Annotated in this window: 2 protein-coding genes; both read right to left on the bottom strand. The window is 55.8% G+C overall.

The window, feature by feature from the left end; genetic code table 11:
• Positions 1–335: 335 nt before the first annotated feature.
• Positions 336–1,619: a glycerate kinase type-2 family protein gene (locus tag AC2FH0_RS20750; RefSeq protein ID WP_496790241.1), complete on the bottom strand. Its 1,284-nt coding sequence runs from the start codon at positions 1,617–1,619 to the stop codon at positions 336–338.
• A 7-nt stretch (positions 1,620–1,626) separates the two neighbouring features.
• Positions 1,627–2,604 (bottom strand): HpcH/HpaI aldolase/citrate lyase family protein, encoded by a 978-nt coding sequence (locus AC2FH0_RS20745; protein ID WP_142640422.1) that lies wholly within the window; start codon positions 2,602–2,604, stop codon positions 1,627–1,629.
• Between the last annotated feature and the right edge of the window lie 95 nt (positions 2,605–2,699).

Here is a 2,699-nt window from a genome sequence, read left to right as displayed (position 1 = left end):
TGATCCACTGGATCAATTGCTTAACGTCTTCACCTCGTCAGGCTCATAACCTGAAGGCCAAAGGTTCAAACCCTACTCCAAAAAAGCAACTTTAGAACGAAAATTACAATTACTTACACGCCGATCAACGCCAAACATCCCGCAAAAATAATGCCTATATCCTTCCGTCAGAGCCTAAAATATCGCCTGTGACATTGGAACAAACGCCTCTTTTATGGATTTGAAATCAGACTATCGCATGAATCGGACCTTTCTCGACGGATTCAGGCATTACTCTCCAATTCGACATCTCTGACGCTATATCAACCTTGATGCCCGTCAAGTTTAGCGCGCGTTTAAGCATCAGGCCCAAGCAGCAATACTTGGATATCTGCAACATTGGTTCCGGTCGCACCAGTCATCAGAAGATCACCCGATAGTCCCAATGCCTGGTGACTGTCGTTGTTTGCTAACAGCGTGGACGGATTTTGCCCCGCATCGCGGATACGGTCGAATGTTCCCACATCCACAATCGCACCCGCTGCGGGGGTCGGACCATCACGGCCATCTGTTCCACCGCTGAGGAAAATCCAGTTGCCGGGAATAGCTTCCCCTTGCGCCAGTTGGGCGACGCGCAGCGCTAGTTCCTGATTGCGCCCACCAAGACCCGTACCCTGCAGCCGGACGGTTGTCTCCCCTCCGAAAAGTAGAGCGACCGGGCGGTCGGAAGCCACAGAACGGGCCGCTTGCAGAATCTGACGTGCAGCGTCGGACACGTCTCCTGTCAGTGCTTTGGATGCAATTTCAGCCCGGCAAAACTGCGCCGCACAGCGATGCGCAGCCTCAAGGCTTATCGTGTTCGACCCGATCAGATGATTTGTCGCTTCAACTGCTATCGTCTGTTCAGGAACGCTGTGTTCAAGATGGTCCCGCACGGATTGGGGCAGACGCTTCCAGATGCCAGCCCCAATGCAGATCCTGCGGGCATCGGCTTGGGTTCCGATGGGTGGAGAAGTGGGGCCGCTGGCAACGGCACGCAGGTCATCTCCGATCACATCCGACAGAATATAGGCTGTGACCGGTGCAGGTGAACCGTGTCGCAGAAACCCTCCGCCCTTGAGCTGGCTCAGATGCTGGCGCACCAGGTTCATGTGCACGATGTCCAATCCGGAAGACAACAAGAGCTCGTTGACCACAATCTTATCCGATAGGGACAATCCGTCCATAGGTGCCGGAATCAGGGCCGATCCCCCGCCAGAGATCAGCGCTATGATCTGATCTTGCTCGCGTGCTGCGCTGAGCAGATCAATGATCTGCCGACCGGCTTTGAGGCCCCGTTCGTCCGGAACGGGGTGTGCACTGTTCAACACAGTTGCACCGGGTACGACCGCTTGGTTTTCGGAATGGGTCACGGCCAGAGCGACATGATCACCCTGAACGTTTTGCAAGGCTTCCGCCATCATGGCTGGGGCCGCTTTGCCAATCGCGATTAGGATGCTGCGCCCACCCTGTTTGGGCGCAGGCAATGGGGCTGATTGCAGCCGTCTGCTCAGGGATACTGCCGGATCTGCCGCGGCTATGGCTTCGGCAAATATGTTGGCGGCACAATCGCGTTGAGACATGGACGTTTGTAAAGTCATGAGGCGATCATGCTGCTGCGATTTGACGGGCCTTTTCAACCATAACTTCAGCTTGACGGATCGAAGCGTAGTCGATCAGGCGGCCATCCAACGAAACCGCTCCCTTTCCCGCAGCTTCGGCTTCGGCCATTGCTTCGAGAATGCGTTGTGCCTTGGTGACTTCGGCGTCGCCCGGCGACATAACATCGTTTGCCAGTGAAATCTGGCTGGGATGGATGGCCCATTTGCCCTCGCAGCCTAAAACTGCCGCGCGCTTTGCGGCGGCTTTGTAGCCGTCCGGGTCTTGGAAGTCTCCAAATGGGCCGTCGATTGGGCGCAAACCATTGGCGCGGGCAGCCACAACCATGCGGGCAAGCGCATAGTGCCACATATCTCCCCAATGGGTCAGGCGTCCTCCGTCCGTATCGGCGTCAGTCAGAACGGAATAATCCGGGTTAACACCGCCGATAATAGTCGTCCGCGCGCGGGTCGAGGCGGCATAGTCGGCTACGCCGAAATGCAGGCTTTCGTTACGTTTCGACGCCGCCGCGATCTCACTGACGTTCTGCATCCCTAACGCAGTTTCGATGATATGCTCGAATCCGATGCGCTTTTTGTACCCCTTTGCATCCTCGATTTGCGTGACCATCATGTCGACGGCATAGACATCTGCCGCGGTGCCGACTTTGGGGATCATGATCAGATCAAGTCGCTCGCCAGCCTGTTCAACCACATCCACCACGTCGCGGTACATGTAATGCGTGTCGAGTCCGTTGATGCGTACCGACATGGTCTTGCTGCCCCAGTCGATGTCGTTCAGAGCCTCAATGATGTTTTTGCGGGCTTGTTCTTTCTCGTCCGGCGCGACGGCGTCCTCCAGATCAAGGAAGATGACATCCACGTCCGATTGTGCGGCCTTTTCGAACATTCCGGGTTGGCTGCCAGGCACTGCGAGTTCGCTACGGTTTAGGCGGGCAGGAGCCTGTTCGATGGAATGAAAGCTCATGGGTTGGTGTCCTTCAGTTTACAAGTTTGGATAGATTGGGAATCTGGCGCAGAGGTTTGCGACTTCGGTTTTGACTTTGGCCTCGACCTCACCGT

Source organism: Ruegeria sp. CDSC051 (assembly GCF_059610665.1).
The sequence above is the reverse complement of the archived record's forward strand: the minus strand, read 5'-3'. Positions and strand labels throughout refer to the sequence as shown.

Bases quoted from the DNA above. Each gene is read 5' to 3' on its own strand.
- AC2FH0_RS20750 (WP_496790241.1), bottom strand. From the start codon at position 1,619: ATGACTTTACAAACGTCCATGTCTCAACGCGATTGTGCCGCCAACATA.
- AC2FH0_RS20745 (WP_142640422.1), bottom strand. From the start codon at position 2,604: ATGAGCTTTCATTCCATCGAACAGGCTCCTGCCCGCCTAAACCGTAGC.